Annotated in this window: 23 protein-coding genes, 1 tRNA gene and 1 riboswitch; of the genes, 8 read left to right on the top strand and 16 right to left on the bottom strand. The window is 71.9% G+C overall.

Annotation, left to right across the window (positions count from 1 at the left end):
- Positions 1-61 precede the first annotated feature (61 nt).
- On the top strand, positions 62-433 hold the full coding sequence (locus tag ACF09E_RS31550) for a hypothetical protein (RefSeq protein WP_361849061.1): 372 nt from the start codon (positions 62-64) through the stop codon (positions 431-433).
- 134 nt (positions 434-567) lie between these two features.
- Here the strand turns inward: ACF09E_RS31550 and ACF09E_RS31545 are convergent, their stop codons facing one another.
- Positions 568-1,413, bottom strand: coding sequence for a MurR/RpiR family transcriptional regulator (locus ACF09E_RS31545; protein WP_392209095.1), 846 nt, complete (start codon positions 1,411-1,413; stop codon positions 568-570).
- A 375-nt stretch (positions 1,414-1,788) separates the two neighbouring features.
- A complete protein-coding gene (locus tag ACF09E_RS31540; protein WP_392209093.1) occupies positions 1,789-3,177 on the bottom strand; it encodes a cystathionine beta-synthase in 1,389 nt (462 codons plus the stop codon).
- A gap of 103 nt (positions 3,178-3,280) precedes the next feature.
- Between ACF09E_RS31540 and ACF09E_RS31535 the strand changes: the two genes are divergently transcribed.
- The 3 genes from ACF09E_RS31535 (at position 3,281) to ACF09E_RS31525 (ending at position 6,781) form a co-directional block, all read left to right on the top strand.
- Positions 3,281-4,306, top strand: a complete 1,026-nt coding sequence (locus ACF09E_RS31535; protein WP_392209091.1) for an SGNH/GDSL hydrolase family protein — start codon at positions 3,281-3,283, stop codon at positions 4,304-4,306.
- 112 nt (positions 4,307-4,418) lie between these two features.
- The gene (locus ACF09E_RS31530; protein WP_392209089.1) at positions 4,419-5,639 is read left to right on the top strand and encodes an acetyl-CoA C-acetyltransferase; all 1,221 of its coding nucleotides are present in this window, start codon (positions 4,419-4,421) and stop codon (positions 5,637-5,639) included.
- 299 nt (positions 5,640-5,938) lie between these two features.
- Positions 5,939-6,781 carry a hypothetical protein gene (locus tag ACF09E_RS31525; protein WP_392209161.1) on the top strand — a complete coding sequence of 281 codons (843 nt, stop codon included), beginning with the start codon at positions 5,939-5,941 and terminating at the stop codon, positions 6,779-6,781.
- 98 nt (positions 6,782-6,879) lie between these two features.
- Here the strand turns inward: ACF09E_RS31525 and ACF09E_RS31520 are convergent, their stop codons facing one another.
- Entirely contained in the window at positions 6,880-7,209 is a 330-nt protein-coding gene (locus ACF09E_RS31520; protein WP_392209087.1) for a hypothetical protein, read from the bottom strand.
- A gap of 118 nt (positions 7,210-7,327) precedes the next feature.
- Here ACF09E_RS31520 and ACF09E_RS31515 point away from each other — a divergent pair, with 118 nt between their 5' ends.
- A complete protein-coding gene (locus tag ACF09E_RS31515) occupies positions 7,328-7,558 on the top strand; it encodes a DUF4287 domain-containing protein (RefSeq protein WP_030315254.1) in 231 nt (76 codons plus the stop codon).
- 86 nt (positions 7,559-7,644) lie between these two features.
- Here the strand turns inward: ACF09E_RS31515 and ACF09E_RS31510 are convergent, their stop codons facing one another.
- On the bottom strand, positions 7,645-8,547 hold the full coding sequence (locus ACF09E_RS31510; protein WP_148003878.1) for a Bax inhibitor-1/YccA family protein: 903 nt from the start codon (positions 8,545-8,547) through the stop codon (positions 7,645-7,647).
- Positions 8,548-8,747: 200 nt separating this feature from the next.
- Positions 8,748-8,832: transfer RNA gene (locus ACF09E_RS31505), tRNA-Leu, on the bottom strand.
- 375 nt (positions 8,833-9,207) lie between these two features.
- Between ACF09E_RS31505 and ACF09E_RS31500 the strand changes: the two genes are divergently transcribed.
- Positions 9,208-9,978, top strand: coding sequence for an ABC transporter ATP-binding protein (locus tag ACF09E_RS31500; RefSeq protein ID WP_361849079.1), 771 nt, complete (start codon positions 9,208-9,210; stop codon positions 9,976-9,978).
- A 50-nt stretch (positions 9,979-10,028) separates the two neighbouring features.
- Positions 10,029-12,560 carry an ABC transporter permease gene (locus tag ACF09E_RS31495; RefSeq protein WP_392209084.1) on the top strand — a complete coding sequence of 844 codons (2,532 nt, stop codon included), beginning with the start codon at positions 10,029-10,031 and terminating at the stop codon, positions 12,558-12,560.
- Positions 12,561-12,621: 61 nt separating this feature from the next.
- On the opposite strand, the gene ACF09E_RS31490 is transcribed toward ACF09E_RS31495, so the two are convergent.
- From ACF09E_RS31490 to ACF09E_RS31450, 9 genes are all read right to left on the bottom strand, one after another.
- Positions 12,622-13,929, bottom strand: coding sequence for a class I SAM-dependent methyltransferase (locus ACF09E_RS31490; RefSeq protein WP_392209082.1), 1,308 nt, complete (start codon positions 13,927-13,929; stop codon positions 12,622-12,624).
- Positions 13,930-14,128: 199 nt separating this feature from the next.
- The gene (locus ACF09E_RS31485; RefSeq protein ID WP_361849085.1) at positions 14,129-15,508 is read right to left on the bottom strand and encodes an NAD(P)/FAD-dependent oxidoreductase; all 1,380 of its coding nucleotides are present in this window, start codon (positions 15,506-15,508) and stop codon (positions 14,129-14,131) included.
- Between the two features lie 380 nt (positions 15,509-15,888).
- The gene (locus ACF09E_RS31480) at positions 15,889-16,803 is read right to left on the bottom strand and encodes an exopolyphosphatase (RefSeq protein ID WP_392209080.1); all 915 of its coding nucleotides are present in this window, start codon (positions 16,801-16,803) and stop codon (positions 15,889-15,891) included.
- On the bottom strand, positions 16,800-17,348 hold the full coding sequence (locus ACF09E_RS31475) for a DUF501 domain-containing protein (RefSeq protein WP_392209078.1): 549 nt from the start codon (positions 17,346-17,348) through the stop codon (positions 16,800-16,802). The genes ACF09E_RS31480 and ACF09E_RS31475 overlap by 4 nt, the downstream gene beginning before the upstream one ends.
- Positions 17,349-17,388: 40 nt before the next feature.
- Positions 17,389-17,859 (bottom strand): septum formation initiator family protein, encoded by a 471-nt coding sequence (locus ACF09E_RS31470; protein ID WP_361849094.1) that lies wholly within the window; start codon positions 17,857-17,859, stop codon positions 17,389-17,391.
- A gap of 94 nt (positions 17,860-17,953) precedes the next feature.
- Positions 17,954-19,240, bottom strand: a complete 1,287-nt coding sequence (eno, locus tag ACF09E_RS31465; protein ID WP_388806079.1) for a phosphopyruvate hydratase — start codon at positions 19,238-19,240, stop codon at positions 17,954-17,956.
- A 373-nt stretch (positions 19,241-19,613) separates the two neighbouring features.
- The gene (locus ACF09E_RS31460; RefSeq protein WP_361849100.1) at positions 19,614-20,336 is read right to left on the bottom strand and encodes a transglycosylase family protein; all 723 of its coding nucleotides are present in this window, start codon (positions 20,334-20,336) and stop codon (positions 19,614-19,616) included.
- A gap of 3 nt (positions 20,337-20,339) precedes the next feature.
- Positions 20,340-20,512, bottom strand: a riboswitch (cyclic di-AMP (ydaO/yuaA leader).
- A 255-nt stretch (positions 20,513-20,767) separates the two neighbouring features.
- The gene (locus tag ACF09E_RS31455) at positions 20,768-21,874 is read right to left on the bottom strand and encodes a transglycosylase family protein (protein ID WP_392209076.1); all 1,107 of its coding nucleotides are present in this window, start codon (positions 21,872-21,874) and stop codon (positions 20,768-20,770) included.
- A gap of 157 nt (positions 21,875-22,031) precedes the next feature.
- Positions 22,032-23,345 (bottom strand): cytochrome P450, encoded by a 1,314-nt coding sequence (locus tag ACF09E_RS31450; RefSeq protein ID WP_392209074.1) that lies wholly within the window; start codon positions 23,343-23,345, stop codon positions 22,032-22,034.
- A 141-nt stretch (positions 23,346-23,486) separates the two neighbouring features.
- Here ACF09E_RS31450 and ACF09E_RS31445 point away from each other — a divergent pair, with 141 nt between their 5' ends.
- The gene (locus ACF09E_RS31445) at positions 23,487-24,686 is read left to right on the top strand and encodes a globin domain-containing protein (RefSeq protein WP_392209072.1); all 1,200 of its coding nucleotides are present in this window, start codon (positions 23,487-23,489) and stop codon (positions 24,684-24,686) included.
- Positions 24,687-24,719: 33 nt separating this feature from the next.
- Here ACF09E_RS31445 and ACF09E_RS31440 read toward each other — a convergent pair whose 3' ends face one another.
- The gene (locus tag ACF09E_RS31440; protein WP_392209070.1) at positions 24,720-25,685 is read right to left on the bottom strand and encodes a nucleoside triphosphate pyrophosphohydrolase; all 966 of its coding nucleotides are present in this window, start codon (positions 25,683-25,685) and stop codon (positions 24,720-24,722) included.
- 19 nt (positions 25,686-25,704) lie between these two features.
- A complete protein-coding gene (locus ACF09E_RS31435; protein ID WP_392209068.1) occupies positions 25,705-26,349 on the bottom strand; it encodes a SurA N-terminal domain-containing protein in 645 nt (214 codons plus the stop codon).
- Positions 26,350-26,415 lie beyond the last annotated feature (66 nt).

The raw sequence follows: 26,415 nt of genomic DNA, 5'->3' as shown, positions 1-26,415 counted from the left end.
ACCACCCGGACGACCCGTACACGAGAAGACACCCCGTACACGAGAAGGAAGTGCGACACCCATGGCTAACACCGAATCCTCCCTCAAGGAAGCCGCCGCCATCGAAGGCGCCATCGGCGCGGCCCTCGTCGACTACACGAGCGGGATGGCGCTGGGCACGATCGGCGGCGGCAAGGAACTCGACCTCAACATGGCCGCGGCCGGCAACACCGACGTCGTCCGGGCCAAGGTCCGGACGATGGAGATGCTGGGCCTCGGCGAGGAGATCGAGGACATCCTGATCACCCTCGGCCGCCAGTACCACATGATCCGGCTGCTCAAGGGGCAGGGCAAGAGCGGCCTGTTCCTGTACCTCGCCCTGGACAAGGAGCGGGCGAACCTCGCGATGGCGCGCCACCAGCTGAAGAAGATCGAGGCCGAACTGGACGTCTGACCGGCCCTCGCGGGCGTGGGGCCTCCTCGACGCGCGGGCCCCGCGCCGCCGCCCCCGCGGGCCCGGGCCGCTCGGCGGACACCCCGCGCCGCTCGACGGACACCCCGCGCCGCCCCCTCTTCGCGGGCCCGTGGCTACTCGACGAACAGGCCCCGCGCCGCCGCCTTCGCGTCGAACTCCTCCAGGCGCGCCTGCGCGTCCGGGAGCTCGTCCGCCATGGCCTCCAGCAGGACCCGGCCGAGCATCATCGGCGCACAGGCGGTGTCGAAGGCGAGCCCGGTGCCGACGGCCGCCGGGATGAGCAGGTCGCTGTGCGCGGCGACGGGCGCGAACGCCGACTCGGCGACGGTCACGACCGTGAGCCCGGCCGCCCTGGCGTACTCCAGGGCCTCCACGACCTCCCGCGGGTGCCGCGGGAGCGCGAAGCACAGCAGGGCCGTGGCCCCGGCGCGCACGGCGGCGTCGACGCGGTCCGTGAGCATGGACCCGGCCTCGTCGAGCAGCCGGACGTCCGGGTGCACCTTGGCGGCGAAGTAGGCGAAGCCGCGCGCCTGTGACGAGGCGGCCCGCAGGCCCAGCACGGGCAGGGGCCGCGAGCGGGCGAGCAGCCGGCCGGCCTTCTCGACGGGCCCGGGGTCGGCGAGCAGACCGGCCAGGTGCCGGAGGTTCTCGATCTCGGCGAGCACCGCCTGCTGGTACTCGTTGAGTCCCTCGTCCGCTCCCCCGGCCGTGCCCGGCTCGGGGGGCGCGACCTCGCGCAGGTGGCGGCGGAGCGCGGGGTACCCGTCGAAGCCGAGCGCGACGGCGAAGCGGGTCACGGACGGCTGGCTGACCCCGGCGAGCTCGGCGAGCTCCACGCTGGAGAGGAAGGGCGCGTCGGCGGCCCGGCGCACCATGCAGTGCGCGATCCGCCGCTGCGTCGGCGTCAGCCGGTGCCCCTCGAAGAGCGCCTGCAGCCGACCGGCCGGGCTGTCGCTCATGCCGCCGCCCCTCTCTCTCGCACCTATTCACCCACGAAGGGCTCTGCATAAGGATATGCAGGGGGTGCTCGGGAGAGAAGCGGGAACGGGAAGACCGCCGGAAAGGCCCGGCCGGGCCTCCCCGGCGGGAAGTCGGCGCGGGGACCGCCGCACCCCCGGAACCGGGGGGCGGGACGACGGCGGTCCCCGCGAGGACACGGGCCCGGGTCAGGGCCGGTCTCCGCGTCCGTGGCGTCGTCAGGAGTCCGGGAGCCGCTCCGGAGGTCCGTGACGCCGACGACCACTACTGTGCCGGAGGCGTGTTAAGCGGGTGCTGCGCGGACGTGACGCCCTCGTACCGATTGCGCGAACGCACCCGCCGCCCCCGCCCCGGGACTACTTCCCGCCGTTGGCCAGGAAGGCCAGCAGGTCCTGGCGGCTGACCACGCCGGTCGGCTTGCCCTCGACCAGGACGATCGCCGCGTCGGCGGTCTCGCCGAGGACGTGCATCAGGTCGCCGACGGGCTCGCCGGAGCCGACCTGCGGCAGCGGCGCGCTCATGTGCTGCTCCAGGGCGTCCTCCAGGGAGGCGCGCTTCGCGAAGAGGGCGTCGAGCAGCTCGCGCTCCACGACCGAGCCGACGACCTCGGCGGCCATCACGTCGGGGTGGCCGGCGCCCGGCTTCACGATCGGCATCTGGGAGACGCCGTACTCGCGGAGCACCTCGACGGCCTGGCCGACGGTCTCGTCCGGGTGCATGTGGACGAGGGAGGGCATGGTGCCGCCCTCCTTGTGGCGCAGGACGTCGGCGACGGTGGCGGTCGAGGTGTCCTCCAGGAAGCCGTAGTCAGCCATCCACTCGTCACTGAAGATCTTCGACAGGTAGCCGCGGCCGGAGTCCGGCAGCAGGACCACGACGACGTCGTCCGGGCCGAGCTCGCGCGCCACCTCCAGGGCGGCCACGACGGCCATACCGCAGGAACCGCCGACGAGGAGGCCCTCCTCCTTGGCGAGGCGGCGGGTCATCTGGAACGAGTCCTTGTCGGACACCGCGACGATCCGGTCCGTGACGTTCCGGTCGTAGGCGGTCGGCCAGAAGTCCTCGCCGACGCCCTCGACGAGGTACGGGCGCCCGGAGCCGCCGGAGTAGACCGAGCCCTCCGGGTCGGCGCCGACGACCTGCACGGAGCCGCCGCTGGCCTCCTTGAGGTAGTTGCCGGTGCCGGAGATGGTCCCGCCGGTGCCGACGCCCGCGACGAAGTGGGTGATCTTCCCCTCCGTCTGCTCCCAGAGCTCGGGGCCGGTGGTCTCGTAGTGGGAGCGCGGGTTGTTCGGGTTGGAGTACTGGTCGGGCTTCCAGGCGCCGGGGGTCTCACGGACGAGGCGGTCCGAGACGTTGTAGTACGAGTCCGGGTGCTCCGGGTCGACCGCGGTCGGGCAGACGACGACCTCGGCGCCGTACGCGCGCAGGACGTTGATCTTGTCGAGGGACACCTTGTCGGGGCAGACGAAGATGCACTTGTAGCCCTTCGTCTGGGCCACGATGGCCAGGCCGACGCCGGTGTTGCCGGACGTGGGCTCGACGATGGTGCCGCCGGGCTTGAGCTCGCCGCTCTGCTCGGCGGCCTCGATCATCCGCAGGGCGATCCGGTCCTTGACCGAGCCTCCGGGGTTGAAGTACTCGACCTTGGCCAGGACGGTCGCCTGAATGCCCGCTGTGACGCTGTTGAGCTTCACCAGCGGGGTGTTGCCGACGAGGCTGATCATCGAGTCGTGGAATTGCACCGTAATCTCCGGGGTCTCCGTAATGGTGTGGCCAGCGTATGCGTAGTCGGAGCGGGTTACGGGGCAGTTAGACCCTGAACGGCTTGAAGGAGGTGACGGCCCCATGTCGAGGGCGAGGGTGGCGCGGCGGATCGCGGCGGGTGCGGCGTACGGCGGCGGGAGCATCGGGCTGCTGGGTGTGGCGGCGGTGGGCGTCCTGCTGGCCGAGATGCAGATCGCGAAGCGGACGGTGGGCGGCGGCGCGGCCCCGCTGCCGCCGGGAGCGGACGGCCTCTACGGCCGCGCGTTCGGCACGGACGACCCCCTGCGACTGGCCCTTCTGGGTGATTCCACGGCGGCGGGTCAGGGGGTGCGCCGCTCGGGCCAGACGCCCGGCGCGCTGCTCGCCTCCGGCCTCGCGGCGGTGGCGGAGCGGCCGGTGGTGCTGCGGAACGTGGCGCTCTCCGGCGCCCGCTCCGACGACCTGGAGCGCCAGGTGTCGCTGCTGCTGACCCAGCCCCTCGGCCCGCCGGACGTCTGCGTGATCATGATCGGCGCGAACGACGTCACGCACCGGATGTCGCCGACGGAGTCGGTACGGCTCCTGGCGTCGGCGGTGCGGCGGCTGCGGACGGCCGGCGCGGAGGTGGTGGTGGGGACCTGCCCCGACCTGGGCACGATCGAGCCGGTCTACCAGCCGCTGCGCTGGCTGGCCCGGCGGGCCTCCCGGCAGCTGGCGGCGGCGCAGACGATCGTGGTGGTCGAGCAGGGCGGCCGGACGGTGTCGCTGGGCGACCTGCTCGGGCCGGAGTTCGCCGCCAACCCGCGCGAGATGTTCGGCGTGGACAACTTCCACCCCTCGGCGGAGGGGTACGCGACGGCGGCGATGGCCGTGCTGCCGACGCTCTGCGCGGTGCTCGGCGCGTGGCCGGAGACGGACCGCCTGGAGCCGGCGCGGCGGGAGAACATGCTGCCGGTCGCGAAGGCGGCGGCCGAGGCGGCGCGGGAGGCGGGCACCGAGGTCACGGGTGCGCGCGCGCCCTGGGCCCTCCTGAAGCACCGCCGGCGGCGGCGCCTGCCGGTCCCGGCGGAGGCGGCGCGGGACGCCCGGGGCGAGGGGGCCGCGGAGACCCCCGCCTCCACCAACTGAGCGCTCGCTTAGAAAAGAGGCCCGCATCACATGCCCGGGGCGGTGACCCCGTGCGGTACGTGCGGGTAACTTCCCTTTCAGTCCGCCCACTCCGCACCCTCATGGAGCCGTGATGCCCGAAGCCGTGATCGTCTCGACCGCCCGCTCGCCCATCGGCCGGGCCTTCAAGGGCTCCCTCAAGGACCTGCGGCCGGACGACCTCACCGCGCACATCGTCCAGGCCGCCCTGGCCAAGGTGCCGGAGCTCGACCCGCGCGACATCGACGACCTGATGCTGGGCTGCGGCCTGCCCGGCGGCGAGCAGGGCAACAACCTGGGCCGGATCGTGGCCGTGCAGATGGGCATGGACCACCTCCCGGGCTGCACGATCACCCGCTACTGCTCCTCCTCGCTGCAGACCTCCCGCATGGCGCTGCACGCGATCAAGGCGGGCGAGGGCGACGTCTTCATCTCCGCGGGCGTCGAGATGGTCTCCCGCTTCGTGAAGGGCAACTCGGACTCCCTGCCCGACACGCACAACCCGTTCTTCGCCGACGCCGAGGCCCGCACCGCCGAGGTCGCCGCCTCCGAGGGCTCCACCTGGCACGACCCGCGCGAGGACGGCATCGTCCCCGACGCGTACATCGCCATGGGCCAGACCGCGGAGAACCTGGCCCGGCTCAAGGGCATCAGCCGCCAGGAGATGGACGAGTTCGGCGTCCGTTCGCAGAACCTCGCCGAGCAGGCCATCAAGAACGGCTTCTGGGAGCGCGAGATCACCCCGGTGACCCTCCCGGACGGCACGGTCGTCTCCGCGGACGACGGCCCGCGCGCCGGCGTCACCCTGGAGGGCGTGCAGGGCCTCAAGCCGGTCTTCCGCCCCGACGGCCTGGTCACCGCCGCCAACTGCTGCCCGCTGAACGACGGCGCCGCCGCGCTCGTGATCATGTCGGACACGAAGGCCCGCGAGCTCGGCCTGACCCCGCTCGCCCGCATCGTCTCCACCGGCGTCTCGGGCCTCTCCCCCGAGATCATGGGCCTCGGCCCGGTCGAGGCCTCGAAGCAGGCCCTCAAGCGCGCCGGCCTGACCATCGGCGACATCGACCTGGCCGAGATCAACGAGGCCTTCGCGGCCCAGGTGATCCCGTCCTACCAGGACCTGGGCCTCGACCTGGACAAGGTGAACGTCAACGGCGGCGCCATCGCCGTCGGCCACCCCTTCGGCATGACCGGCGCCCGGATCACCGGCACGCTGATCAACAGCCTCCAGTTCCACGACAAGCAGTTCGGCCTGGAGACCATGTGCGTCGGCGGCGGCCAGGGCATGGCGATGGTCATCGAGCGGCTGTCCTAGGACCGGGCACCGGCGCCGGGCGCCTGCCGCGGGACGGGGAGTGCGCCCGGGCGCGTCTCCTCGTCCCGAGCCGCCCAACCGCACCGCGTCCGAGCCGTGACCGAATCTCCCCCAGGATGTGACCTACGTCCCGGGGGAGTTCGTTTTCGCAGGTCAGAGCCGTTTCGGGACGAAACACCTGGCAGAAATACCTGTCCAATTCGTGACGTAATGCACTGACAGCGGGCCCCACCCCGGGACAAGCTGATGTAGGAAGTCGGGGGGATCGACTCGGAATCGGGAGTACGTCAGTGAGCACCATGCCTCTTGCCCTGCTGCTGACCACGGCCGCTGCCACGGCCGTGGGCGCTGCCGCCCTGCACGCCGTCCACGGTCTCCGCAAGCAGGTCACGGCCCTGCGGAGCGAACTGGCGGCCGGGCACGGCGTCACCGTTCCCGCGGCCCGCGCCACGCCCGCCGCCGAGATACGGGCCGCGGTCGCGGAGGCGCTGGCCGAGGAGCGCGAGCGCGAGCTCGCCGAGGCGCGCGCCTTCTGGGCCGCGCAGGAGGCCCGGGACGCGGCCGACGCCCCGTCCCTGCTGGGCGGCCTCGGCGGCCCGGTCGACGACGGCACCTTCTTCGTCCCCCGCCAGGCCGACTTCGTGGGCCTGGAGGCGATGGCCCTGGAGGCCATGGAGGCGGAGGCCGCCGCGCTCGACGGCCCCGACGCGCTGGACCCGCTGGACGCGGTCGACGCCTTCGAGGAGTACCCGGAGGACTCGGCCGAGCTGGCCGCCGCCCGCCGCAGGCACCCCTCGCACCCGGACTTCGTGCCGGTGCAGACCCCCGTCGTCACCGACCACGAGCGGACCGTCGCCCGCCTCGAGGAGCTGGCGGACACCGCCACGGCCCTGACGGACGTGCGCCCGGGCCCGCTCGGCACGCTCGACGTGTACGTGTTCGCGGACGGGACCACGCTCTGTATGACGCCGGGGCACCGCGAGACCGCGGAGCGCCTGGCCGAGGCCCTGCGCTCCGGCCGCACGCCGGTGCTGCTCGGCGGCTCGGGCGTCTCGGGCGCCTTCGCCCTCACCTTCTCGTACGGCGAGGCCGACGACGAGAACGTCTACATCCTCGCGGACCGCGTCATCGCGTCCCTCTGATCTCGCGCCCCGCTCCGAACGCACGGGGCGGGTTCCACCGCCAGGCCGGCACCGCGCCCTCACACCGGGCGCGCCCCGGCCCGAGCGCTCCGCCGGCCCTACAGCCCCGAGCGCTCCGCCGCCGCACGGACCAGTCCCACGGCCTCCGCCAGCTCCCCCTCACGGGAGTCGGCCGGGGCCGTTCGCAGGATCTCGGCCAGATCGTTCCCGGCGACGACCAGCTGGTCGGCCACGGTGAAGACCCCCGCGTCCGGCATCGTCCGGGGCTCCCGCCCCGGCTCCTCGGCGCGCTGGGCGCGCGCCGCCAGCTCCCGGGCGAGGGCCAGGCCCTCGGCCGCCGCGCCCCGCTGGAGGCGGCTCTGCGGGGCGGCCCGCAGCCGGTCGGCGAAGCGGTCGACGGCCGCGGTCAGTTCACTCGTATCGCGCACCCCGCGACCCTACGCGCCGCCGCGGGCCCCTTGCCAACGGGCGCGCACTTGGGCACGGTGACGTGAGGAAGTGCCAGGAGTACGAGGAGCACGCGGTACGACGCGTCCGGAGGCGCCGATGTCCCATACATTCTCCGAAGAGACCCACCGCAACATGCTGGCCCGCATCCCGGGCCGCACCGGTCGTGAGATCGCCGACTGGATGCGCACCGTCGAGGAGGGGCCCTCCCTCCTCCGGTTCGAGGAGCGCGTGAGCTGGCTCCGCGGGGCGCACGAGCTGGCGTACGGCCACGCGAAGGCGATCCTGCACGAGTACGACCTGCGGAGGGCGGCCCGGAGACTGCTCTGAGGTCCGGGCGCCGCCCGTCGTCGCGGAACGCGGAAGGGCCCGCCCGGCACGAAGCCGGACGGGCCCTTCCCCCGAGTCGGGACGCGTCAGTCGTCGCCCTGCAGGATCGACAGCAGACGCAGCATCTCCAGGTAGATCCACACCAGGGTCATGGTGAGACCGAAGGCGGCCAGCCAGGCCTCCTCGCGCGGCGCGCCGTAGGTCACGCCGTCCTCGACCTGCTTGAAGTCGAGGGCGAGGAAGCAGGCGCCCAGGATGATGCCGATGACACCGAAGAGGATGCCGAGGCCGCCGCTGCGGAAGCCGAGGCCGTCACCGCCGGCGAAGACGGCGAACAGCAGGTTGGTCACCATGAGGAGCATGAAGCCCATCGCGGCGGCCATCACGAAGCCGTAGAAGCGCCGGTTGACCCGGATCCAGCCCATCTTGTAGGCGATCAGCACGCCGGCGAAGACCGCCATGGTGCCGAGGACCGCCTGGATGACCACGCCGTCCGCGATGTACGTCGACACGGCGGCCGAGATGACACCGAGGAAGACGCCCTCGAAGGCCGCGTAGCCCAGGATGAGCGCCGGCGACGGCTTGCGCTTGAAGGACTGCACGAGCGACAGGACCAGGGCGACCAGGGCGGCACCGATGGCGATGCCGTAGGACTTGCCCAGGTTGGCGGGGTCGACCGGCAGGAGCAGCCAGGACAGGACGGCGGTGAGGACGACCGTGCCGAGCGTCATGGCCGTACGGCTCACGACGTCGTCGATCGTCATCACGTTGCCGCGGGCCTGCTGCGGGGCACCGGGCTGGGTGTCCTGCGGGGCGTACGGGTTGGTGGCGTACGGGTTCGTCGCGCCCTCGGCGTACGGGTTGCCGGCGGCGTACGGGTTGGTCCCGACGGCGGGGCCCCCGGCCTGCGGCTGCTGGCCGTTGAAGCCCGCGGTGCCGTTGTCGCGGCTGAACCCCCGTCGCGAGAAGACCGGGTTGCTGCTCCTCATCTCACTCCTCCATGGCGTGCCGCATGCGCGCGGCCTCGCGTCAAGAGTAATGCGTAGGCAAAAGAAACTCTCTAGTGCTCGGGGAGGATCTTTTCCCGTACGGTTTCGATCTTCGCACGAGCGTGTCGCGGAGCGTCACGGGGGTCCGCGCGTGAGTGAGGGGCTTCTCCGGGCCGCAGGTGTCCCACCTGGGGCCCGGGTGGTGCCCGGAACCGGACTCGAACCGGTACGGCCCGAAGGCCAGCGAGGTTTAAGCTCGCCGTGTCTGCATTCCACCATCCGGGCGTCGCGAAGCTCCGCGTTGGCACATGAGCCTATCGGGGCGCGTCCCTCGTTCAGCCGAAACATCATCCCGATGTTGTCTTATTTTATTGACGCTTGAGGGTGCGTCAGTGCAGGTGGGGGCCGTTTCGCCGGACTGTGACAGGGGTCGCAGGCGCAAAGCCGCACCCCCCGGAATGACGAAAAGTCGTCGCACGTCTGTCACGTCGGCGCGAACCCGTCTCTCAGGGCCGCCGTCATACCTCAGGAGGAGGATCGGGGCCCCCGGTCCGACTCGAGACTGCCCCGGGAACGGGCACGTGGGCGGACGATCCGAGCGAGAACGCTCGACACGATGGAGGGGTTCCCGCAGAAACCCCGCAGTGACAGGAGTCCCTCGTGACCACCACCCCCACCGTGTCCCGCGCCACCGCGGTGGCCGCCCGCGCCACGGATCTCTCCAAGGTCTACGGACACGGCGAGACCCAGGTGGTCGCCCTCGATCACGTCACCGTGGACTTCCGCCAGGGCGAGTTCACCGCGATCATGGGCCCCTCCGGCTCCGGCAAGTCGACGCTCATGCACTGCGTCGCCGGCCTGGACTCCTTCTCCTCCGGCTCGGTCCGGATCGGCGAGACGGAGCTCTCCACCCTCAAGGACAAGCAGCTCACCCAGCTGCGCCGGGACAAGATCGGCTTCATCTTCCAGGCCTTCAACCTGCTGCCGACCCTGACGGCCCTGGAGAACATCACGCTGCCGATGGACATCGCCGGCCGGAAGCCCGACAAGCAGTGGGTGCAGAAGGTCATCGACATGCTCGGCCTCTCCGCGCGGCTCAGCCACCGCCCGACCGAGCTCTCCGGCGGCCAGCAGCAGCGCGTGGCCGTGGCCCGCGCCCTCGCCTCCCGCCCCGAGATCATCTTCGGCGACGAGCCCACCGGAAACCTGGACTCCCGCTCGGGCGCCGAGGTCCTCGGCTTCCTGCGCAACTCGGTCCGCGAGCTGGGCCAGACCGTCGTCATGGTCACCCACGACCCGGTCGCCGCCTCCTACGCGGACCGCGTGATCTTCCTCGCCGACGGCCGGATCGTCGACGAGATGCTGCACCCGACGGCGGACGGCGTGCTCGACCGCATGAAGGCCTTCGACGCCAAGGGCCGCACGAGCTGACGCCGTAGCGCAGCCCCCTCCCGCCGTCCCTCCTCCTCCAGGACACACCCATGTTCCGTACCGCCCTGCGCAACGTCCTCGCGCACAAGGCGCGGCTGCTGATGACCGTCCTCGCCGTGATGCTCGGCGTGGCCTTCGTCTCCGGCACCCTCGTCTTCACCGACACCCTCGGCCAGGCCTTCCGCAACCAGTCGGCCAAGAGCTACGACGACGTCGCCGTCGCCGTCGAGATGTACCCGTCCGCCGAGGACGCCCGGAAGACCCCCGGCCTCTCCCAGCAGGACGTCGACAAGGTCGCCGAACTCGACGGGGTCGCCTCCGTCACGCCCCGCGTCGACGGCTTCGCCGGCGTGCCCGACAAGAACGGCAAGCTGATCGGCGTCGGCTGGTCCAACAAGGGCACCAACTTCGCCCCCGGCAAGGACGGCAAGGACCGCGCATACGCCTTCACCTCCGGGAACGGCCCGGCCTCCGCCGGCCAGATCGCGCTCGACAAGGACACCGCCGACAAGGGCGGCTACAAGGTCGGCGACACCGTCCGCGTCGCGACCACCGGCCCGGTCAAGGAGTACGAGCTCTCCGGCGTCTTCACCACCGAGGACGGCGCCGTCAACGCCGGCGGCAGCCTCGTCGTCTTCGACAGCGCCGTCGCCCAGAAGCTCTACCTCAAGCCCGGCTACTACCGGGACCTGGCCGTCAGCGCCACGCCCGGCACGGACGACGAGAAGCTCCTCGACGAGGTCCTGAAGGTCGTCCCGAAGGCGGCCACCGCCCAGACCGGCGAGGCCCTCGCCGAGCAGCAGGCCAAGGACATCGAGGCCGGCCTCGGCGCCCTCAACCAGGTCCTCCTCGGCTTCGCGGGCATCGCGCTCTTCGTCGGGATCTTCCTGATCTCCAACACCTTCACCATGCTGGTCGCCCAGCGCACCAAGGAACTGGCGCTGATGCGCGCCGTCGGCGCCTCGCGCAGGCAGATCACCCGCTCCGTCCTCGCCGAGGCCGGTCTGGTCGGCCTGCTCGCCTCCGCCGTCGGCTACGTCCTCGGCATCGGCCTCGCCGTCTCGCTCCGCTCGGCCATGAGCGCCTTCGAGATGAAGGTCCCCGGCGGCGGCCTCGTGCTCACCGCCACCCCGGCCGTCAGCGCCTTCTCCGTCGGCGTCCTGATCACGATGCTCGCCGCCTGGCTGCCCGGCCGCCGCGCCGCGAAGATCCCGCCGGTCGCCGCCATGAGCAGCGTCCACGCCACCGCGAGCACCAAGTCGCTCGTCGTGCGGAACTCCATCGGCGCCGCGTTCGCCGCGCTCGGCGCGGTCCTGATCGTGCTCGGCGCCGGCCAGGGCGGCGACGGGGGCCGCATGCTCATCGCGGGCGGCGCCTTCCTCGCCCTCATCGGCGTGATCGTGCTGATCCCGTTCCTGTCCCGGCCCGTGATCGCCGTGATCCGCCCCGTCTTCGTCAACCTCTTCGGGGTCTCCGGCAAGCTCGCCGGCCTGAACGCGGTCCGCAACCCGCGCCGCACCGGCGCCACCGCCTCCGCGCTCGCCATCGGTCTGACCCTCGTCACCGGTCTCTCGGTGCTCGGCGCCACGGTCGGCACGGCCCTCGACAAGGCCACCACGGACCAGATCAAGGCCGACTACATGGTCACCATGGCCAGCGGCAACAGCCTGAGCCCGGAGGCGCTGACCGCCCTGGAGAAGGCACCGGGCGTCACCGCGATCTCCCCGCAGCAGGCGGGCGCCCTGGAGATCAAGGGCGACTACGTCTCGGCCTCCGGCGTCACCCCCGGCGACATCGGCAAGGTCCTCAACCTCACCGTCGTGAAGGGCTCGCTGTCCTCCCTCGGCAAGGGCGCCATCGCCGTCGACGAGAAGACCGCCGCCAAGCGCGGCCTGAAGGTCGGCGACAGCGTCCCCGTCGAGTACCTCGACAAGCAGAAGGCCACGCTGACGGTCGGCGCGCTCTTCGAGCCCAGCGAGTTCGTCTCGCCGGTCCTGATCGACCACAAGCTGGTCACCGCGCACGAGGAGCGCGCGGAGATCCGCCAGATCTTCGTCTCGACCGACGGCGGCGCGAGCGCGGCCAACGAGCGGGCCCTGGCGAAGGCCATGGGAGACAACCCCGACATCACGGTGATGGACCACAAGGGCATCCGCGACTCGTTCGGCGGCCCGATCAACCTGATGCTCAACATCATGTACGGCCTGCTCGGCATGGCCCTGATCATCGCGGTCCTCGGTGTCGTCAACACCCTCGCGATGTCCGTCTTCGAGCGCCAGCAGGAGATCGGCATGCTGCGGGCGATCGGCCTCGACCGGCGCCGGGTGAAGCGGATGGTCCGTCTGGAGGCCGTGGTCATCTCGGTGTTCGGCGCGGTCGTCGGCATCGGCCTCGGCTCGTTCCTCGGCTGGGCGATCGGCGAGACGATCAGGGAGCAGATCCCGGGCTACGCCCTGGTCCTGCCCTGGGACCGGATCGGGATCTTCCTGGTCCTGGCCGCCCTGGTCGGTGTCCTCGCCTCCCTGTGGCCGGCCCGCAGCGCGGCCAGGCTGAACATGCTCGCCGCCATCAAGGCCGAGTAGCCCCCCGGAACCCGGAAGGGCCGGCCCCCTGCCAGGGGCCGGCCCTTCCGGCGTACGCCCGTCAGGCCTTCTCGTTCCAGACCCGCGGCCGCAGCGCCGTCCCGCTCCGCCCCGACACCGGGGTCTTCACCGCGAGGAACTGGTTCACGCCGATCCGGTTGCGCTCGAAGGAGACGGCCGAGGCCGCCATGTAGAGCCGCCAGATCCGCGCCCGGCCCGGCGAGGTGAGCCGGACCGCCCGGTCCCAGTCCCGCTCCAGGTTGGCCACCCAGCGGCGCAGCGTCAGCGCGTAGTGCTCGCGGATCGCCTCAACGTCCCTGACCTCGAAGCCGGCGTCCTCCAGGGTGCCCAGCGTGCGTCCCATGGGGGCGAGTTCGCCGTCCGGGAAGACGTACGCGTCGATGAAGGGGTCGATCTCGTACGCCTCCTCGTCCGGTTCGGGGCGCCGCGAGATCTGGTGGTTCAGCAGCCGTCCGCCGGGCTTGAGGAGCCCGTACAGGATGTCGGCGTACTCCCGGTACCGGACCGCGCCGACGTGCTCGGCCATGCCGATCGAGGAGACGGCGTCGTACGGGCCGTCCGTGACGTCCCGGTAGTCCTGGACGCGGATCTCGACCAGGTCGGTCAGCCCCTCCTCGGCGATCCGCTTGCGGGCGTACGCGGCCTGCTCGCGGGAGAGGGTGATGCCGACGACCCGCGCCCCGTACTCCCGGGCGGCGTGGAGGGCCATGGAGCCCCATCCGCAGCCCACGTCGAGGAGCCGGTCGCCCTCCTTCAGGTTCAGCTTGCGGGCGATGAGGTCCAGCTTGTCGCGCTGGGCGTCCTCCAGGGTGGCGTCGGGGCCGTCGGAGGCCCAGTACGCGCACGAGTAGACCATCGACGGGCCGAGGACCAGCTCGTAGAAGTCGTTGCCCACGTCGTAGTGGTGACTGATCGCCTGCCTGTCGCGGCGCCGGGTGTGCCGGCCGCCGCTGCGGCCGCGCACCTCCTCGGCCGGCGGCTGCGGGGGCGGCAGCGGTCCGGCCAGCTTCAGCAGGGCGGCCGCGGCGGCGCGAAGCCGCGGGTCGCGGGCGGCCGAGAGCAGCCCCCTGCCGTCCCCGTCCCGCTCCCAGAGCAGGCCGGAGAGGGCGTCCAGGAGGGCGTACAGGTCGCCCTCGACGTCCAGCTCCCCGGCCACCCAGGCGCGGGCCATGCCCAGTTCGCCGGGTTTCCAGATCATCCTCCGCAGGGCGCGGCGGTCGCGGACGACCAGGACGGGGCCGCCCACCGGCCCGGCCTCGCTGCCGTCCCAGGCTCGCAGCCGGACCGGGAGCGGTCCGCCCAGCAGCTCCTCGGCGAGAGTCGCCAGCCGCGACGCGGCGTCGGCCATGGTGCACACCTCCGTGATCTCGTGCCCCAGAAATGCTCGTCACCAAGGGAACACCGTCCGTAGGCGTTTGCAGTCCCGGCGCAGCGCAATCAGTCGGCAAAACACGCGAAGGGCCGTCCGCACCACGGATGGCGGACGGCCCTTTTACGGCCTTGCGTGTACTTGTCCTACTGGTCCTGCTGGTACCGCCGGGCGACGGTCAGGAGGCCTTGGCCTTCTCCTGCGCCGGGGCGGCCGGCGCGGGGGCGGGCTTGGCGGCCTCGTAGAACTCCTCGCGCGGCGTCTCCATGGCGCCGAGCGAGACGACCTCGCGCTTGAGGAACATCGCGAGGGTCCAGTCGGCGAAGACGCGGATCTTGCGGTTCCAGGTCGGCATCGCCATGCCGTGGTAGCCACGGTGCATGTACCAGGCGAGACGGCCCTTGAGCTTGATCTTCACCTTGCCCATGACGATCATCGCGACGCCCTTGTGCAGGCCGAGACCCGCGACCGCGCCCTTGTTGGCGTGGCTGTACTCCTTCTGCGGGAAGCCCCGCATGCCGGCCACCACGTTGTCGCCGAGGACCTTGGCCTGGCGCAGCGCGTGCTGGGCGTTCGGCGGGCACCAGGCGTTCGGGTTGCCCGCCTTGCGGCCGACCATGTCCGGGACCTGGGCGTTGTCGCCCGCGGCCCAGGCGTAGTCGAGGCCGTTGATCTGGAGCTTCTCGTTGCAGTCCACGTGGCCGCGGGGGCCGAGCGGCAGACCGAAGCGGGAGAGCGCCGGGTTCGGCTTCACGCCGGCGGTCCAGACGATCGTGTTGGAGTCGACCTCGAGGCCGTTCTTCAGCACGACGTGGCCGTCGACGCAGGAGTCCATGGAGGTCTCGAGGTAGATCTCGATCCCGCGGCTCTCCAGGTGCTCCTTGCCGTACTGGCCGAGCTTGGGGCCGACCTCGGGAAGGATCTTGTCGGCCGCGTCGACCAGGACGAAGCGCATGTCCTCGCGCGACACGTTCTGGTAGTACTTCGCGGCGTCCCGGGCCAGGTCCTCGACCTCGCCGATGGTCTCCGCGCCGGCGAAGCCGCCGCCCACGAAGACGAAGGTCAGCGCCTTGCGGCGGACCTCCTCGTCGGTGGTCGAGTCGGCCTTGTCGAGCTGCTCGAGGACGTGGTTGCGCAGGCCGATGGCCTCCTCGATGCCCTTCATGCCGATGCCCTGCTCGGCGAGGCCGGGGATCGGGAAGGTACGGGAGACGGCGCCCATCGCGATGACGAGGTAGTCGAAGGGCAGCTCGTAGGCCTCGCCGACGAGCGGCGAGATCGTGGCGACCTTGCGGTCCTGGTCGATGGTGGTGACCCGGCCGGTGAGCACCTCCGCTCCGCGCACGACGCGTCGCAGCGGGACGACGACGTGGCGCGGCGAGATGCTGCCGGCGGCGGCTTCGGGGAGGAAGGGCTGGTAGGTCATGTACGACCGCGGGTCGACGACCGTGACGGTCGCCTCCGCGTAGCGCATCTTCTTGAGGATGCGCCGAGCTGCGTACAGGCCTACGTACCCGCCGCCTACTACGAGGATCCTGGGACGCTCCGTGGTGCTCATGAGATCGAGTATCCACCCCTCCTGAGGGGGGTGCTCGTGCGCCCCTTCACAAGGTCTCCGGACACCTCTGCTACACTCCGCCGCCCACGTGATCCATGTCATGGTGCTGCAAAGGAACCGGGGCACCCGGGCGGACGTTGTTCACCCCCTGTGAACTGGACCGGAGAGCCTCCGTTAACCCCGAACCGGAGCCCCCGTTCACACGATGGAAACGTCGGGCGAATCCGCCTCCGCGCCTGCGAAAGGGCCCTGAGGCGCCACCCGGAGGGCCCAAACACCTCGTTCGGACCCCACTTCGGCGCCACCAGGGCCCTTTTCCTTGTGAAGAACTTCACGAACTTTCCCGGCGAGGTGTCGCGGGAGGCCTCGATAGGTGCCCGCTATGCCACGGATAGGGCGATCCCATCGAGGATGTCGTGCTCGCTGACGACGACCTCGTGGGCTCCGACCCGCTCGACGATCTCCCGCAGGACGAGCGCGCCGGCGATGATCACGTCGACCCGGCCGGGGTGGATGACCGGGATCGCGGCCCGCTCGGCGTGGGTGGAGGCGAGCAGCCGCTCGGCGACCTCGGCGACCTGCGCGGCGGAGATCCGGGCGTGGTGGATCTTCTCCGAGTCGTACTCCGGCAGCCCGAGGGCGATGGCGGCGACCGTGGTGACCGATCCGGCGAGTCCGACGAGGGTCTCCGCGGTCCCGATCGGGACGGTCTCGGCGGCGAGGTCGAGCGCGGCCCGGACGTCGGCGCGGATCGCCTCGGCCTCCTCGGCGGTCGGCGGGTCGTGCCGGACGTGCCGCTCGGTCAGGCGGACGCAGCCGATGTCGACGGAGCGGGCGGCCTCGACGTGCCGGTTGCCGACCACGAACTCGGTCGAGCCGCCGCCGATGTCCACGACCAGCCGGCGGTCGTCCCCGTGCAGCTCGCCGGTGGCGCCGGTGAAGGAGAACGCGGCCTCCTGGTCGCCCGTGATGACCTCGGGCTCGACGCCCAGGATCTCCACGACCCCGTTCACGAAGTCCGCGCGGTTCTCGGCGTCACGGGAGGCGGAGGTGGCGACGAAGCGGAGCCGCTCGGCGCCCAGCTCCTCGATGACCCGGGCGTACGCGCGGCAGGCCTCGAAGGTCCGCTCCAGTGCCTCGGGGGCGAGGCGGCCGGTGCGGTCGACGCCCTGGCCGAGCCGGACGATCGTCATCCGCCGGTCGAGCTCGACCAGCTCCCCGGTCTCCGGATGGACGTCGGCGACCAGGAGGCGGATGGAGTTCGTGCCGCAGTCGATTCCGGCGACGCGGGTCACTCCGCCCCCTCCTTCTTCTCGTCCCCGTCCGCGCACGGCGTGACGCAGGGACCCTTCGCCCACCACTCCGGCAGCATCGCGAGCGCCTCGTCGCCGAAGGGGTTGACGCCGGGTCCGGCGGCCAGCGAGTGGCCGACGAGGACGTGCAGGCACTTCACCCGGTCCGGCATGCCGCCGGCGCTCGGGAACCCCTCCAGGACCTCGATGGCGTCGCGGCGCGCGATGTAGTCCTCGTGCGCGGCCCGGTAGGCGGCGGCGAGCTCCGGGTCGGTGGCGAGCCGGGCCTGCATCTCCTTCATGACCCCGTTGGCCTCCAGGGTGCCGATGGCCGAGGCCGCCCGGGGGCAGGTCAGGTAGTACGTGGTCGGGAACGGCGTGCCGTCGGGGAGCCGCGGCGCGGTCTCGACGACGTCCGGGTTTCCGCACGGGCAGCGGTGCGCGATGGCGCGCAGGCCGCGGGGCGGCCGGCCGAGCTGGAGCTCGAAGGCGGCGATGTCCTGCCCGGTGGGCTCGGTGCGTTCGGTCTGCGGAGGGGGCGTTTCCATGTCTGCCTTGCTCGTATGTCGGGGCGACCGGTAGGCCGCGTCAGGGGCGGTCGGCGTGGTCGACGCCGTCCCAGAGGTTGTCGTACCAGGGGCGGTCCGCCGCGCCCTGGTCCCCGCGGGGCCGTTGCTCGGCGTCGGGGTCGTTCACGGTGAACCCGGTCTCGCCGGGCAGCACGTAGTGGAGGTGCTCGCGGGCGAGGCGCCGGACGTAGGCGGGGTCCTGGAGGCGCGCCTTCTCGTCCCGGAGCTCCTCGACCCGCCGGGCGGCGTCGGCGGCCCGGCGCTGCTGCTCCGCGATCTCGCCCTGCTGGGAGACGTAGCTCCGCATCGGGTAGGCGAGCGCCACGACCAGCGAGCAGACGACCAGGGCGAGGAAGGCGGCCCGGCCGGTGAGCCGGGAGCGGCGGGCCTGGCGTCGGGTCTGGGAGCGGTAGACACGGGCGGCGGTCTGCTCGCCGAGCAGTCTGATCCGGGTCGCGGTGGAGAACCGGTCCCGGTCCTTCGCGGCCATGTCGTGTCGCCTCCCCTGTTCACGCGGACGTCCCCGCACACGGTACGGGACCGAGTGCGGGGACGTACGGAACTGCCGGGGGTGACGCCTGCCGTCAGCCCTTGAAGCGCGGGAAGGCGCTGCGGCCGGCGTAGACCGCGGCGTCGTCGAGGATCTCCTCGATGCGCAGCAGCTGGTTGTACTTGGCGACGCGGTCCGAGCGGGCCGGGGCGCCGGTCTTGATCTGACCGCAGTTCACGGCGACGGCGAGGTCGGCGATGGTGACGTCCTCGGTCTCGCCGGAGCGGTGGGACATCATGCACTTGAAGCCGTTGCGCTGGGCGAGCTCGACGGCGTCGAGGGTCTCGGTCAGCGAGCCGATCTGGTTGACCTTGACCAGGAGGGCGTTGGCGGTGCCCTCCTCGATGCCGCGGGCCAGGCGCTCCGGGTTGGTGACGAAGAGGTCGTCGCCGACGATCTGGACCTTGGTGCCCAGCTTGTCGGTGAGGACCTTCCAGCCGGCCCAGTCGTCCTCGTACAGCGGGTCCTCGATGGAGACCATCGGGTACGCGGAGACGAGCTCCTCGTAGTACTCGGTCATCTCGGCGGCCGAGCGGGACTTGCCCTCGAACTCGTACGCGCCGTCCTTGTAGAACTCGGACGCGGCCACGTCGAGCGCGAGCGCTACGTCGGTGCCCGGGGTGTAGCCGGCCTCCTTGATGGCCTCGACGATGAGGTCGAGGGCGGCGCGGTTCGACTCCAGGTTCGGCGCGAAGCCGCCCTCGTCGCCGAGGCCGGTGGAGAGGCCCTTGCGCTTCAGCACGGCCTTGAGGGTGTGGTAGATCTCCGCACCCCAGCGGAGGGCCTCGGAGAAGGACTCCGCGCCGATCGGGGCGATCATGAACTCCTGGATGTCCACGTTGGAGTCGGCGTGCGACCCACCGTTGAGGATGTTCATCATCGGAACGGGCAGCAGGTGCGCGTTCGGGCCGCCGAGGTAGCGGAAAAGGGGGAGGTCCGAGGCCTCGGAGGCGGCGTGCGCGACGGCGAGGGAGACGCCGAGGATGGCGTTGGCGCCGAGGGAGCCCTTGTTCTCGGTGGCGTCCAGGTCGAACATGGCCTGGTCGATCAGGCGCTGCTCGGTGGCGTCGTAGCCGACGAGCTCCGGGCCGATCTGCTCGATGACGGCGAGGACGGCCTTCTCGACACCCTTGCCGAGGTAGCGGTTCGGGTCACCGTCGCGAAGCTCGATGGCCTCGAACGCACCGGTGGAGGCACCGGACGGGACAGCAGCACGGCCGGTGCTGCCGTCGTCGAGGCCGACCTCGACCTCGACCGTGGGGTTGCCTCGGGAGTCCAGGATTTCCCGGGCTACGACGACGTCGATGGACGGCACGAGCATCTCCTTTTTGGGATGTGACGCTGGATGTGACGCAAGGTCGGTGCAGGGTCGCTTGGCCTTGCGACAAGAGCCTAACCGGCTCGCGGGCTCCGGCCAGCCGGGCGCCCGCCCCCTGGGACGAAAAAGGACCCAAGGGCATGCATGTCGGGACGAAGGGCCCCAGATCTACCGGCGGGTAACCGCCGCGGCGGGCCGGTCGTCGCGCCGGCCCTCCCCTCTACTCCGGTCTTCTCTGGCCTTCTCCGGGCGCGGGCCCGAAACGGGGGAACCCCGGCCCGGCGCGCACGGGGGATGGGCGCGCCGGGCCGGGGTGGTCACCGCGGGAGGGTCGGAGGGGCCGCGTGAGCCGCCGGACTCACGCGGACCGCCGGGCTCACTTCAGGTGGAGCTGCTGGCCCGGGTAGATGAGGTCGGCGTCCTCGACGACGTCCTTGTTGAGCTTGAACAGCTCGGCCCAGCCGCCCTTGACGCCGTGCGCCTGGGCGATCTTGCTGAGGGTGTCGCCGGTGGCGACCTTGTACTCGCCGTCGCCCTTCTTGACCTTCTTGCCGGTCGGGGTGGTGACGGTCTTCTTCGCGTCGGCCTGCGGAGCGGCCTGCTGCGCGGCCTTCTTCGGGGCCTGGCGCTTCTCGCTGCGGGTGGTCGGCTGCTCGGCCTTCCGCTCCTGCTGCGGCTGCTGGGTGCTCTGCTGCGGCGCGCTCTCGGCGGCGCCGCCCTCGTAGGAGGCACCCGAGAGGCCCACGCCGCAGGACGGCCAGGCGCCCTTGCCCTGGCCCGCGAGGACCTTCTCGGCGACGGCGATCTGCTGCGACTTCGACGCCTGGTCGGCGGTCGAGGCGTAGGCGGTGCCGCCGTACGCGGCCCAGGTGGAGGCCGAGAACTGCAGACCGCCGTAGTAGCCGTTGCCGGTGTTGATGGACCAGTTGCCGCCGGACTCGCAGGCGGCGACGCGGTCCCACTCCGAGGCCGTGGCGGCCGAGGCGGTGCCCGCGGTCATCAGCGGGGCGGCCACGGCGACACCGGTGACGCCGACGAGCGCGGCGACCTGGGTGGCCTTGGAGGGACGGCGGTGTTTGCCCTTGGCGGAAAACAGCATGGGGATTCTCCTCACCGACGCCTGTGAGGTGAGCTGTCGGGTTCGGGCCGGAAGGTGCCCGGCCGCGTGTCCTAGCACGCGGCTTCACCCCAAGCCGGTCTTCGGCCGTCTGTCTCAACGGCCGGGACCGGCACTTACCTTGGGTCCCCCACTCCTGCCTTCGGCGCTTGCGCGACGATGCCCGTCGGCCGACGGCAGGATTCGGCGTTTCGGTCGACGGGGCCCGCGGTGGCGAGCGGTGACGACCGTAGACACAGACCCACCGGAAGTTCAAAGACCCTCATAGGGGAGAAATCGCCCCTGCTTGCCTTCCGGTGGGTCGTGTTTGTGCAGGTGAGAGGTGACGGGAGCAAAGTTTGCGGGCGTGACACGCCAGTTGGGGTGAAGAGACCCATGTCTCACTTGCCCAGAACCGGACATACGCCCCCGAACTACTCCGCCGACGCGGTCGAACCGTTCGTCAGGTCAAGCGCCTGACCAGGGAGGATGAGGTCCGGATCGAGGCCCACGGTCCGCCGGTTGGCGTCGTAGAGGGCGGTCCAGCCTCCGGGGAGTTCGTTCTCCTGTGCAATGTCGGAGAGGTTGTCACCCGGCTGCACGAGGTAGGAGTCCGACTTGCCCTGACTGTCCGTTGCGTCCGTTTCCTTCGAGGCGTCAGCGGGCGACGTCTTCAGCGGCTTTTCGTCCAGCTTGTTGTCCGGGGACGCATGTCTACCTGATTCGGCAGAACTGTCCGGGTTGTCGGTTTCCTCCGGTGCGGCGTCACCCCGGTGCTTGCCGGTGCCGGGGGTCGCCGACGACGGGTCGTCCGTCGGCGCACCGGGCTCGGTGGAGCCGGGCTCGCCGGGCGTCACGGACGCGTCGGGCGTGCCGGGTGCGGTGGGCGCGGCCGGGTCGCTCGGGTCGGTCGACGCGGGCGGGCTCGTCGGCGCGGTCGGCGAGACGGGTGCGGTCGGCGAGACAGGCGTGGCGGACGCGTCGGGCGACGCCGTCCCGGGGGCCTTCTGCTCGGCCTCGGACTTGTCGGCCTCCTCGGCCCCCTTGTCGGCCTCGGCGGCCTCTCCGGAGGTCCCGGGCAGGCCGGCGTTCCAGTTGGACTCGGGGACCGGTCCGGTGGGGGCCTTGGGGACGCTCGTGGGGCCGGGGTCCACACCCGGGGACGCGCCGTCGTTCTTCAGGCCGGCGATCGGCGCGCAGGTGGCCCACTCGTTCGAACCCTTGGCGAGGGCCTTCTCGGCCACCGCGATCTGCTGGGCGCGACTGGCGAGGTCCGGGCTGGGCGCGTACGACAGGCCGCCGTGGCGCTCCCAGCTGTCCTGGGTGAACTGGAGCCCGCCGTACATGCCGTTGCCGAAGTTGGCGCTCCACTGGCCGCCGGACTCGCATTCGGCGACCCGGTCCCAGGTGGCCGCGTCGGCGGCGGAGGCGGACCCGGTGGCGAGCAGCGGCAGCGCCATGGCGGAGCCGGTCACGCCCGCGGCGACGACGATGGCGGGGGCCTGACGGGGGCGACGGTGACGTCCGTTCCCGGAACGCATAGAAGCGCCTTTCGCGTGACGACTGTGTGGGCGCGCCCGAGTTGTCACACCTGGCCGAATTACTCAACCACGTTGACGAACCGAGCTGACGGGGAAGGTAGCCGTATTCGAACGCTCATCACAAGTCGATGCACCCGCGATCACGTGAAGATCACATTTATGACGGACTCTCACTTTGTGTGAGTCGCACGGAAGGGGAGAACTCGACCGGAAGCGTGCGCAAACCGCGCATGATGAGCCCTCCGCGCCAGCGCAGTTCCGCGGGATCCGCGGCAAGTCGCAGGTCCGGCAGCCGGGTCAGCAGGGTGGCGAGCGCGGTCTGTCCCTCCAGCCGGGCGAGCGGCGCGCCCAGGCAGTAGTGGATGCCGTGCCCGTACCCGAGGTGCTGGTTGTCGCGCCGCGCCAGGTCGAGCACGTCCGGCCCGTCGAACCGCTCCGGGTCCCGGTCCGCGGCGGCGAGCACGACGAGGACGGGGTCGCCCGCCGGGATGTCCTGCCCGCCGATGGTCAGGGGCTCGGTCGCGTACCGCCAGGTGGCCATCTCCACCGGACCGTCGTAGCGCAGCAGTTCCTCGATCCCGGTCTCCAGCAGCCCGGTCTCCCCCGCCGCGACCGACGTCTGGAGCAGCTCGCGCTGCCCGGGGTGGCGCAGGAGCTGGTACATGCCGTTGCCGATGAGGTTGACGGTCGTCTCGAAACCGGCGAAGAGCAGGATGAAGGCCATGGCGGCGGCCTCGTTCTCGGTGAGGTGCTCGCCGTGGTCGGAGGCCTTGATGAGTCCCGAGATGAGGTCGTCGGCCCCTTCGTGCCGCAGGCCTTCCCGCTTGCGGTGGATCAGCTCGGCGAGGTAGCCGCGCATCTTCTTCACCGACCGCGCGACCCCGCCGCGTGGCCCGCCGCCGTGCCGGATCATCATGCCGGCCCAGTCGCGGAAGTCGTCCTGGTCCTCCTCGGGCACGCCGAGCAGGTCGCAGATCGCGTAGATGGGCAGCGGGAAGGCGAACTCGTGGATGAGGTCCGCGCTGCCCTTCTCCACGAAGCCGTCGATGAGCCGGTCGGTCAACTCCTGCACGCGGGGGGTGAACTCGGCGACCCGGCGGGGAGTGAAGGCCTTCGACACCAGCCGGCGCAGACGGGTGTGGTCCGGCGGGTCGATGTTGAGCAGATGCGTCATCAGCTCGGCCTTGCGCTCGCCCGGAATGCCCGTCTTGCCCTTGGCGTGCGGGGACTCGTCGTGATGCGCGGGGTTCTTGGAGAGCCGCTGGTCGGCGAGGGCCTGCCGGGCGTCCCCGTACCGCGTCACCAGCCAGGCCTCGACCCCGCTGGGCAGTGTCGTCCGGTGCACGGGCGCGTGCTCGCGGAGCCAGGCGTACGCGGGGTACGGATCGCTCGCGAACTCCCAGGTGAAGAGCTCGGGCGCGGGGGCCGACGCGGGGCAGGAGGCGGGCGGGGTGCCGGGGGTGGTGCTCACTCCCCGACGGTACAGGGCGGTCCGGGAGGGGCGGTCCGGCGGTCCGGGGAGGCGCGGTCCGGCGGTCCGGGGGGCGCGGTCTGCCGGATCCCGCGATCAAGAAGGGGGTGGTGCCCTAGATTCTTGTCGGTGGATCCTCAGATGCTCCGGAGCACGTTCGCGGTGGTCGAGAGACGGGCCGAACACGCCGTCACCTTCTTCTACTCGCATCTCTTCTGGAACAACCCCGCCATGCGCGAGCTGTTCCCCGAGGACATGCAGCCCCAGCGGGACCGCCTCTTCGCCGCGCTCACCCATGTGGTGACCCACCTGGAGTCCCCCGGTCTCCCCGGCTACCTGGGGCAGCTGGGCCGCGACCACCGCAGGTTCCTCGCCGACCCCGGGCTCTACGCCGCCGTCGGGACGAGCCTCCTCGCCGCCTTCGCGCACGCCGCGGGACCCGCCTGGACCCGGGAGGCCGAGAAGGCCTGGGCCGAGGCGTACGGACACGTCGCCGACCTCATGATGGCCGGGGCCGAGGAGGCGGCCGCGGCCGGCGAGCCCGCCTGGTGGGACGCGGACGTCGTCCGGCACGAGCGGCGCGGCGAGGACCTGGCCGTCCTCACGCTGTGGCCCCGGCAGCCGCTCCCCTTCCTCCCGGGGCAGTACGTCAGCGTCGGCTCGCCGCGCGTCCCGCGCGTCTGGCGCACCTACTCCCTCGCGGACGCCCCCCGCCCCGACGGCACGGTCGAACTCCATGTGAGCCGGATCCCGGGTGGCGCGATGAGCACGGCCCTCGTCGCCGGGACGCGTCCGGGCGAGAGGCTGCGGCTGAGCGCGCCCGGCGGCGGCCTCACCGCGTGCACGGAGCCGGGCGGACTCCGTACCTATATATGCGCGGGCACGGGCTGGGCGCCGGTGAGGGCGCTGCTGTCGGAGGCGGCGGAGGCCGAGCCCGACCTGCAGGGGCGGCTGTTCATGGTGGCGCGCGCGAAGGAGTACCTGTACGGCCGGGAGGACGCGGAGCGACTGAAGAAACGTCTCAGCGGTCTCAGCGTCACCTACATCACCTCGGCCCCCGGCCACCGCAAGGACCAGGCGACGGAACGGCTCGTCCAAGCGCTGCGGGCCTGCGTCCACTGGCCCGCGCACGACGTCTACCTCGCCGGGCCGCCGGGCTTCCTGACCGAGGTCGCGGAGGTGCTGGAGGAACTGGGCACCGACCCGTACCGCATCCACCACGACACCCTGCAGCCGGTGGGCCGCTTCACCGCCCGCCCCCACACCGCGGCGGAACGCCTCCTGGGCCCGCCGCCCCCGCTCTGGCACAACCCGGGGGCACGGGTCCCGCGCGAGCGGTAGCGCCGGCCGCCGGCGCGGGCCGCCGCGGCCGCGTCAGGCCTCCACGCCCTCCGCCGCCCGGATCGCGTCCCGGTAGGCGCGGGCCGCGGCGCGCAGAGCCGCCTCCGGGTCCACGCCCTCCGCCTCCGCGCGGACCGCGAGGGCCAGCAGGTCGTAGCCGACGCCCGGCTCCGCCGGGAGGGCCACGTCGAGGCCCGCCGAGCGCACCCGGCCGCCGAGCTTCGCGGCGAGTGCCAGCCCCGGCTGGCCCAGCGGCACGCCGTCCGTCACGGACTCGCGCTGCTTCTCGATCGCCTTGGTGCGCAGCCAGTGGGCCCGGACGTCCTCCGGCGTCCGCGCCTCCGCGTCCCCGAAGACGTGCGGGTGCCGGTGGATCAGCTTCTCGGCGAGGTCCCCGGCGACGTCGTCCACGGAGAAGGGCTCCTCCGGGTCCTCCTCGGCGATCCGCGCGTGGAAGACGACCTGCAGCAGGACGTCCCCGAGCTCCTCGCGCAGCGCGTCCCGGTCGTCGTCCTCGATCGCCTCGACGAGCTCGTACGCCTCCTCGATGCCGTACTTGACGAGCTCCTTGTGCGTCTGCCGGGAGGACCAGGGGCACGTGCGCCGGATGCGGTCCATGATCTGCACGACGTCCAGGAGGCGGGCGCCGGGCAGGTCGTACGAGCCGGGCAGCAGTTCCAGGTCGGGCATCGTGAGGCGGCCCGAGCCGGCGAGGCGGGCGAGGCCGTCGGTGAGCGGCCGGTCGCCCTCGCCGGAGGGCAGCAGCAGGACCGTGCGGCCGCCGGCGCAGGCGGCGACCAGTTCCTCGGCGGTGGGCCGCAGGTGCTCGACGGCGACCCCGGCCTCCCGCAGGTACGGCAGCTGGGGGTGCTGCTCGTCGGGGCAGAGCACCCGGTCCGCGCCGTGCAGCGCCTGCCAGGCGGGCCAGGACAGCAGTCCGGGTGCCACGCGGTGGCTGGCGGTGAGCAGGACGATGCGGCCGGGGCTCTCAGTTGTCACCCCACGAACTTACTCCGCCTCACGCACCGGCCGGGACGGCGCCCGGGTCCTGGCTGATCTGCCGCAGCCAGGGCGCGGTGGAGCCGCCGAGCCTGACCTGGGCGTCGTCCCAGGTGCCGTAGCGCGGGTTCACGTCGATGGCGAGGTCCTTGGAGGCGGCGGAGAAGACCTCCGTCAGCTTCCGCTGTCCCTCGGGGGTGTCCTTGACGCCCAGCTTGGCGGCGATCTTGTTCATGAGGACGTTGCGGCGGACGACGTCGTCGATCTGGCCGGGCGCCACGCCCTGCTCCTGGAGCAGCACGTCCCTCAGCCGGTCCTCGCCGCCGCTCTCGCGGACGAACGCCGTCCTGGTCTGCTGGAGCTCCGCGCGGGTGACGCCCACGCCGTTGTCCGCGGCGACCTTGTCGACGACCCGGTCGAAGATCATCACGTTGAGCTTGCGGCGGGGCAGGTCCCCGGTGGCCTGGACGAGCTGGGCGGCCTGCGGGGAGCGCTCCTGGGCGGTGCGCACGTCCTGCACCTGGGCCTGCAGGCTGGAGACGTCGATCCGCTCCCCGCCGACGACGGCCGCCGCTCCTGGATGGGCGTCGCTGCCGCAGGCGGTGAGCAGCGGGGCCGCGGCGAGCAGAGCGGCGGAGACGGTGAGCGCAGTGCGGCGGTGCAAAGGAGCCTCCCGGGCTGGTCGTGCGTCAGTTGAACGACCTTGCGGTGATCGATGTTAGGGAGTCGC

Source organism: Streptomyces sp. NPDC014891, assembly GCF_043081085.1.
Lineage (GTDB): Bacteria > Actinomycetota > Actinomycetes > Streptomycetales > Streptomycetaceae > Streptomyces.
Note: the sequence above shows the minus strand (reverse complement) of the source record. Positions and strands in the feature narration are given on the sequence as shown.